This is a genomic window from Microcoleus sp. PH2017_08_TRC_O_A (genome assembly GCF_020738665.1).
Lineage (GTDB): Bacteria > Cyanobacteriota > Cyanobacteriia > Cyanobacteriales > Microcoleaceae > Microcoleus.
On sequence record NZ_JAEQCE010000162.1, the window covers coordinates 1 to 6962 of the forward strand.

5 protein-coding genes and 5 pseudogenes are annotated in these 6962 nt (G+C 40.0%); 5 read left to right on the plus strand and 5 right to left on the minus strand.

The window, feature by feature from the left end; translation table 11 throughout:
* Window positions 1-54 precede the first annotated feature (54 nt).
* The 3 genes from JGK22_RS32310 to JGK22_RS32320 all read right to left on the minus strand — a co-directional run bounded on the left by JGK22_RS32310 (window position 55) and on the right by JGK22_RS32320 (window position 2615).
* On the minus strand, window positions 55-909 hold the full coding sequence (locus JGK22_RS32310; RefSeq protein WP_293209099.1) for an IS1634 family transposase: 855 nt from the start codon (window positions 907-909) through the stop codon (window positions 55-57).
* A gap of 25 nt (window positions 910-934) precedes the next feature.
* The gene (locus tag JGK22_RS32315) at window positions 935-1237 is read right to left on the minus strand and encodes a DUF4277 domain-containing protein (protein ID WP_293209101.1); all 303 of its coding nucleotides are present in this window, start codon (window positions 1235-1237) and stop codon (window positions 935-937) included.
* 238 nt (window positions 1238-1475) lie between these two features.
* Window positions 1476-2615 (minus strand): transposase, encoded by a 1140-nt coding sequence (locus JGK22_RS32320; protein ID WP_293209103.1) that lies wholly within the window; start codon window positions 2613-2615, stop codon window positions 1476-1478.
* A 369-nt stretch (window positions 2616-2984) separates the two neighbouring features.
* Here JGK22_RS32320 and JGK22_RS32325 point away from each other — a divergent pair.
* A pseudogene (locus JGK22_RS32325) lies at window positions 2985-3826 on the plus strand (IS5 family transposase).
* Window positions 3827-3874: 48 nt separating this feature from the next.
* Window positions 3875-4887, plus strand: a pseudogene (locus JGK22_RS32330) (ISAs1 family transposase).
* Between the two features lie 4 nt (window positions 4888-4891).
* Here JGK22_RS32330 and JGK22_RS32335 read toward each other — a convergent pair.
* Window positions 4892-5104: pseudogene (locus JGK22_RS32335) on the minus strand (transposase family protein); the annotation flags it as partial.
* Between the two features lie 287 nt (window positions 5105-5391).
* On the opposite strand from JGK22_RS32335, the pseudogene JGK22_RS32340 reads away from it, so the two are divergent.
* The 3 genes and pseudogenes from JGK22_RS32340 to JGK22_RS32350 form a co-directional block, all read left to right on the plus strand.
* Window positions 5392-5523 (plus strand): annotated as a pseudogene (locus JGK22_RS32340) (IS1 family transposase); the annotation flags it as partial.
* Between the two features lie 38 nt (window positions 5524-5561).
* Window positions 5562-5914: pseudogene (locus JGK22_RS32345) on the plus strand (IS1 family transposase); the annotation flags it as partial.
* Window positions 5915-6095: 181 nt separating this feature from the next.
* The gene (locus JGK22_RS32350; protein WP_293233691.1) at window positions 6096-6305 is read left to right on the plus strand and encodes a hypothetical protein; all 210 of its coding nucleotides are present in this window, start codon (window positions 6096-6098) and stop codon (window positions 6303-6305) included.
* Between the two features lie 287 nt (window positions 6306-6592).
* Here JGK22_RS32350 and JGK22_RS32355 read toward each other — a convergent pair.
* Window positions 6593-6962: transposase (locus JGK22_RS32355; RefSeq protein ID WP_293314488.1), on the minus strand; the 370-nt coding region annotated here is incomplete at its 5' end.

Here is a 6962-nt window from a genome sequence, read left to right on the forward strand (position 1 = left end):
TTCGCCATCACAAAATTGACAAAACTTATATTGCCGAGTAGAACTCGAATTCACTCATCTTTCTAAATGCTGTTTTCTCACTTTTTCAGCAAGCCCTATTTTACTAGCTTCTTTGAGCAGTTTTTTTGATTTTTTTAGACTTTTTTCTGGGCATTCAATTTCTGTGATTTGGTGATATTGCCATGTGTCTGATAATTTCTTTATGGCGGTTTCTGCGTCAGCTTTGCAGGCAAATTTTTGCCGAGAAAGCTTGCGTAGTGATACTTTGGCTCTTTCTTCTTGTTTGTTTACTTGTTTGTCTATCTGTTTAATACTTGCTTGTTTTCTGAGTTCACTCTCTATGACTAACCATCTTTGTTCGACCTCTCCATATTCGCTGGTTCTTTCGGCTATTTTATATCCTTTTTTTAAGCTGGCTTCCCATTCACCTTCTTTGATATCTGCAATCTTTTCTTGGGCTGATTTTATGCTGAGTGGGACTCTTGTTATCCATTTGATTCCTATCATTGCTGACAGGTTGTCTTTAGTATATAATGCGCTGTCTGCTACACAGATTCCCTCAAATGTCCACTCTTTTTTGAATTCTTTTAGTCTTTCTACAAATACGCTTTTGTTGTCGATGTTACCTGAGTCTATTTTTAAATATAGTGGTATGTCTCCGTCTCCTGTTACAATCATGTCTAGGATAAATTGTTTCAGGTCTGGTCGATGGTCCCTCGAATATCCATGTACTATTTCTATTGGTTTTATTTCGGCTGTCTCTGGCTCTGTTTCTTTTTTTGTTTTATTGCTGTTTTTGACTTCGGTTTTATATTCTCCTTGTACGTACATTGAACTTCCATCTATATGGATGCTGTTCATTTTTACTTGGAATTTATGGGCGGCTTTTAGGGCGATTGCTGTGAACAATTTTGTAGTCCCTGTTTGATAATATTTATAAGAGTGCTCTTCCTAGTCTGTCGTCGTTTAGGTGTTCTGGTAATATTCCATTTCCAATTAGATGTTCTGTTGCTTTTCCTACGAAAAATTCCTCGAATATGTATAATGGGGCGCTTAAAAATCCTAATCCATTCAAAATCATTGCTTTCATGACTTGTCCTGGGCTGAGTTTTTCTTGGGTTGTTATTCCTACTATTTTATTTACTTCTTCTACTAATTCCATCTCGTCTATTATGCCTGCTACTATTCCTAGATGATCTAAATTTAGGACTTTTATAGCTTCTTTTGGCTCATTCATGGTTTTTTCCTCTTTGACCCTCACCCGTTCATCTTAACTTAAAAAAGCCTGAACTGATTGCTGGACAATCACTTCAGGTTTAAATTTTTTAATTTCACAACCATCTATTCTGTTTGAAGACCTGCGGAATGTGGGATGTAATTCGCTGTAGGCTGTGGATGTCGTTAATTCTCGGAGCATTCCTGATGAGTACTTTAGCAATTGTTGAAGCCTTTAGAGCTGATTGACTGACAAAAGTTTAATTAGCCCAAACTACAGTGGTAGCTTGAAACTCAATTCTGTAAGTTCTTTGCTGATGTTGTAGACGAGAAGCCTTGACTGGTTCGGGGTCAATATTAGTAGAAAAAGAGACAACAGAAATTAAATTCCAGCCCTTGTTCAGAGCTTGTTTGACCCAACTCCAGCCAATTTTTAAGTAGCTAGCACCCCGATACCAATGTGGATCTACACAGCGACGCTGACCTAAAATGACAACTTCAACACCTTGAGCAGTCAAGAACAAAGTAGTCATCGCTAACACTAAGCACAGTCGAGAAAGAGCTGGAGCGGAACGGAGTTTAGAGTCTTCGAGATTGAATCCAGAGGATTTATCATCCAGAAAATTTTCCTCAATGGTAAAGCGGAAACCATATTCCCGAAAAGTTTGGAGATTAGTAGGCTCCGTACTAATAATGTACCAGTGTTCGCCATTCGTAGATTCCCACGCAATTGCTAGATGGACATCTGTGAGCGAGTTACATTTGTGAATTTGAACGTTGTGGATCAGTTTTGCCTCGCCGATGGCTACCGGAAATTGACTCACTCGCTGCCACCCCTGCCGTGGATGACGCAGCCAAAAATTGCCTTTAATCCGGATTCGACAGTGCCAGCCTAATTTTCTGACATAACGGACTAATTCGGCATTGGCAAACCCCCTGTCAGCCAAGAGAATGACTTTGACATCGACGGGTAGGAGCCTAGAGACACGCTTGAGAAGGTCCTGATAAGTATCGATTTTGACACTACTACTTTTGTGTTTGAGTACTCGCCAGCCCACCGGAATCGCTCTGCCCAAATGTACAACACAGATCCGAATGATGCAATATTTATCCCATAACATACTGGTATCAAAACTCAGATAAATTTCTGAGTCTTTCCAGTTGGCAAATACCGCCTTCACTACAGGACTATACAGTTTTGCTGGGTTGATGCGGGGATTATTTACCCATCGAGACAATCTTCGCTGTGTGCTTTGGGCTATTTGTGCTTTGGTGCAAACATGGTCGATCCATTTGGTTAGATTTACCTTGCCTTCTACAATCAAACCAACCATCATCCAACACATCACTCCTAGATGTCTTAAATCTGACCACTGACTGTATTGACCTGCGAATTTCATTAGTTTATGATGAAGATGAGAGGGGCGATCGATCATTTCGATTCATACTGGTTTTTTGGTTAAGAACAGTTTATCCCTCTTTTTCTCTTTAATCCAGTCTGGGTCAGCTTTTATCCCGATCTTGACTGACTTTTGTCAGTCAACCAGCCTTTAGAGACTTGCCCGATTTGCGCCGGACAGCCGGACTACGCCATGAGCAAGCGCTCTGTTTGGCCTTATTAGACCTCTTGCAAAATAATTTTATGATATAATGGAAAGTTTTGCTTTACTGGATTGAATCCCAACTCTTAACTTATGTTTACTTTTGCCTTACTAGAAACAGGATAAGATACTAGAAACTTATATTGGTTGTTACACAATCAGTAAATCATGAAAAATCAATCTTATCTAAATTTAACATCTCATCAATTTAAACGTAGATTTGGTGTGAAAATTCAAACCTTAAAAGTAATGGTTAAAGCCTTAGAAGAATTCAGGTCAGAAAATCCTAAGGACAGAAGAGGGCGTGGGACTATCCTAACTCTTGAAGAACAGGTCTTGGTCGCATTGGAATATTGGCGAGAATATCGAACATATTTTCATATTGCGACAAATTGGGGAGTATCTGAATCAACTATTTGCCGAATTGTAATTGACATCGAATCAACAAAGATGAAAACGGGAAAATTTCGTCTTCCTGGGAAAAAAGCATTACTCAAAAACTCTGATTATCCAGCAGTTGTGGCGATTGATGTCACAGAAACAGCTATTGAACGACCAAAAAAAAACAGAAGAAATATTACTCAGGCAATAAGAAATGTCATACCCTCAAAACTCAATTGGTCATTAATCAAGAGACAGGAGCAATTATTTGCACTGCTTTTGGGAAAGGACATTGCCACGATTTTAGCTTGTTTTAAAAAAGTAAAATTCATTTGCATCCCGAAACAGATAGCTTACAAGATAGTGGGTATCAAGGCATAAAAGATTATCATTCCAATAGTTATATTCCTAGAAAGAAACCTAAAAATGGGAAACTTTCTCTCTTAGAAAAAGACTACAATCGAACTCTAGCACAAGAACGAATTGTCATTGAACACGTTAACCGGAGTCTGAAAATTTTTAAAATATTGTCGAGTCGTTATCGGAATCGTCGTCGCCGTTATGGTCTGCGTTGTAATTTGTTATCAGCAATTTATAATTATGAGTTAGCTCTAGGGGGATTAAATTGAAAATCTTTTATTATAGCATAGATTTTTTTTGCAAGAGGTCTATTTACCTTGGCGATCAGTGCGGGCTGTCGGGGTTTTCTGGCGCTCCAGGATTGGCTGTCGGGGTATCGTTCCGAACTGCTGGAATTATTCACACCACCGAAATCACGCTTGCCGAACTACAGCACGATTCGGCGTGTACTGTTAGAACTGGACTACGAAGCCTATAGTCGTTGTTTGGCGAGATTCTTTCAGATTGAGCCGAGGGCGGGCGAAACAATTGCGATGGATGGGAAGGTGTTATGCGGTTCATACAACCTCGATACCCCAGCCAGCACCACCGAATCCCATCCGGCGATTCAATTAGTCACCGTCTATGTGGTGGAGCGGGGATTGATTCTGCCGATTCAGCCAGTGGACTGTAAAAGCAATGAAATTACAGCCTTGCCCCCGGTGATTAAAGACTTAGCGCAACGGGGTGTAGTGTTTGCCTTTGATGCCCTGAATACCCAAAAAAAACTTGCGCGCAAATCATCACGTCGGAAAACCACTATTTAGGCGCACTGAAAGGTAATCATGGTAATTTTTTCAAAGCCGTTAAAGCCCAGTTCAAAGCCGAATTCCATTGCCATACGGTGGAATCGGGTCATGGTCGCACCGAACGACGTACCGTTGAACTGTGGCAAACCCTAGAGTCCCTCACCGATGCGAACCAATGGGCGGGCTTAACCAGTATTATCCGTGTCACCAGTTATCGGCATCTCCACAAGGGGCAATTCCTGATGATTCAAAAACCCCAAGTGCGCTATTACATCAGTTCCTGGAATGAAACGGTCGAACAATTTGCCCGTCGGATTCGCGATTACTGGCATGTCGAGAATAAAGTCCATTATGTCCGTGATGTCACCCAAGGCGAAGATGCTTCCCGCATCCGGGTGCAGCCACTACCAAACCTCTTTGCCTTGGCCCGCAATCTCGCCCTTAACCTTTATCGTGACCAGGGTTTCGATAACATGGCACAAGCACAACGTCTTGCTAGCTTCGGTCTTGAGCAGCTTAAAGTTTTATTTAGAATGAAATAGCCCTGATGCCATTCGGTAATTCTAAAAATTTCTTTAACCATTCGTATTTAGCTCGACCGTAACTTTCGATATCCACCCATGTATCAGCACCGCAAATCACGGCACAAATTGAGATGGTGATAATATCAATTAATTGATGGCGCTTCGTGCGCTCAATTCTTGGGTCTTCTAAGTCGGCAAAATGGTCGGCAATGGTGATTTTAGGTTTGAGTTTCATAAAAACGAACTCTGCTTAAATGTTTTGTAGGCACTCAATAATTATTCTCCAATATACCATATTATACTAATATAAACTTTAGATGCGTTCGCCCTGCGTTAATAGCCAAGCGGCTTCTGTTAAGAAGCAAGTGTCGCGGACTCCCAAGGAAAAAAAGCGCTTGAGTGTTCAGATGGATGAGTTATACCATTTTTCTAAAGATCCGATAGAGATAAAGGACGACAAGACGTTGTAATTATCTGCTTCCGCTCAATGAAAAAGTCTGTCATAACTTTAAAAAAATGGTATTATGGTCATTCGTTGATAGTAAAGGAAATCAGCAGTGGGTCTGGCTGGCATTGGATGCCCAGACTAGGGAAATTGTTGGTGTACATATTGGAGATCGTAGCGCAGTATCGGCTCAAGCTTTATGGAATTCGGCGTTGCTGAGTTAGAGTATGAATAGGAGGAATAATTTATGCAATGCCCTGAATGTAAATCAACCCATATCCGTAAAAACGGCAAGAAGAAAGGAAAAGATAGAACGAGTTAAGGGAGTTCATCATACCACGGTAATGAATTGGGTAAAACAAGTCGGAAAACTGTTACCAGATGTTTATGATCCTGAAGTCATTCCAGAAGTGGGTGAACTCGATGAATTACAAACTTATGTAAAAAAAAACAGATGAGATCTGGCTGTGGACAGCGGTTGACCACTTTAAACCAGGAATTTTAGGATGGGTATTAGGGGATCATAGTGCTAAGACATTTGAACCATTATGGGACAAAGTAAGTGAATGGAAATGCTATTTTTATGTAACTGATGGATGGGGGAGCATCCCGGTTTTGTAAATATCCGAATAAGCCTAAAATAGTTAATACCAATTCACTATGAAGCTGCACTTCATGGTTCGCCTCAAATCCTTTCAGGTAGAGGATCTATTCCATGCAGCTTCATAGAAAAATGGTATAAGATTAATAAAAGCGTCAAAAAAAGTCGAGAAAAAGAGCCATGACCCCTGAAGAACTAGAGCGGTTGGAATCCTGTACGGCAGAAATTGCTAAAATTTGGTATAATAATACACCCCCAAGTGAACTGACCAGTCTGGAAAATATTGAAAAACATCTCAGGCAACAATGGCTTGAAACAGTGGGCCCACAAATCGGTTTTTTTTTATCAAACAAGCAACGGGAACAGAACAAGGACGACCGCGGACAGTAAAAAGCTGTATTGGTGAACTAATAATTACTGAAAAACAAGCAGAAAAATTAGAGTTCAAGAAATCTACTCGATTATCTCCATTATTTGAAAAATGCTGTCTCCGTCAAATAGCTAATCTTTCCTACTGCAAGGCTGCCCCGTGAAATGGAAGTTCAGACAGGAGTAAAGATTGGACACACTTGTTTACATCGATTGGTAGAAAAACAAGAATGGTCAGAACCTCATGCCAAAATTGAGGTCAAAGAAACAAGCATAGATGGAGGGAAAGTCCGTCTGATACCATTTTTTTAAAGATGTGCTAGAGATAAAGAATGTAAAATCCAAGACCATCCTGTGAGAAAACCAATGACATGATTCGTTAAAGATGCTAAAATTTCCTGAACTTTTACACGGAGTTCGTTAAGATTACTAAAAACTAACCAAGCTAAAAATTCTTTGATATATTCCCATACTCTTTCTGTTGGATTTACTTCCGGACAATGAGGAGGCTGAAATAGTAAAATAATATTGTCTGGCAATTCAGATTTACTTAAAAGATGACCGCCAGCATTGTCTACTTGAATGATATGCAATTCATCTGGATATTCAAGCGACAATTGTTCCAAATATGCTTGAAAACAAATTTTATCTAAATGAGAAAACTCCCAAAAAAAACTT